Annotated in this window: 1 protein-coding gene; it reads right to left on the reverse strand. The window is 71.8% G+C overall.

The genetic code is table 11. From position 1 onward, the window contains the following. Positions 1-522, reverse strand: a 522-nt coding sequence (locus D7Y15_RS43715) for a 16S rRNA (uracil(1498)-N(3))-methyltransferase (protein ID WP_120600403.1), incomplete at its 3' end; no start/stop codon positions are given. Between the last annotated feature and the right edge of the window lie 27 nt (positions 523-549).

The following is a 549-nucleotide window of genomic DNA, read 5'->3' on the forward strand; positions in this document are numbered from 1 at the left end:
GTGGGGGAGCAGGCGCAGCGGCTCCGGGCCGAAGACAGCGTCCAACTCGTCCTCGACGAAGGGGCGGAAGCGCTCGCGGATGAGCACCTCCGGCATGCGCGTATCGCGAGCCTGCTCCAGGCCCTGGAGGAGCAGCTCGCGGACGAAGGCCTCGTTGAGCACCTTGGAGTCGAAGTAGCTCTTCTCCACGCGGGCCGCGTTCACCAGCACGATGCGGTCCACGCCCAGGGACGCCACGGCGGGCAGGACCTTCTTGAGCGCCTTGGGGCGCGGGATGGCCAGGAGCAGGTCCACGCCGGCCCGGGGCGGCGGTGAGTCCGTGAGGTCGACGCGCAGGTGGAGCAGGCCGGGGGCGTTCTCCAGCACCTCTCCCGTGCCGATGAGGCCGTTGAGGCGGCCCACGCGCAGGGATTCGCCGGGTTCGGCCTTGAGGACGTCGCGGGCGTGCTGGGCGCGGCGGCCGGTGAGCCGGGCGGTGCCGTCCGGCTGGAAGTCCTCGTCCAAGAGCAGGAGCAGGTTCACGGTCCCCTCCATGTAGCCGTTCCCGGG

Origin of the sequence: Corallococcus sp. AB030 (assembly GCF_003668965.1) — a bacterium.
GTDB classification, from domain to species: Bacteria; Myxococcota; Myxococcia; order Myxococcales; family Myxococcaceae; genus Corallococcus; species Corallococcus exiguus.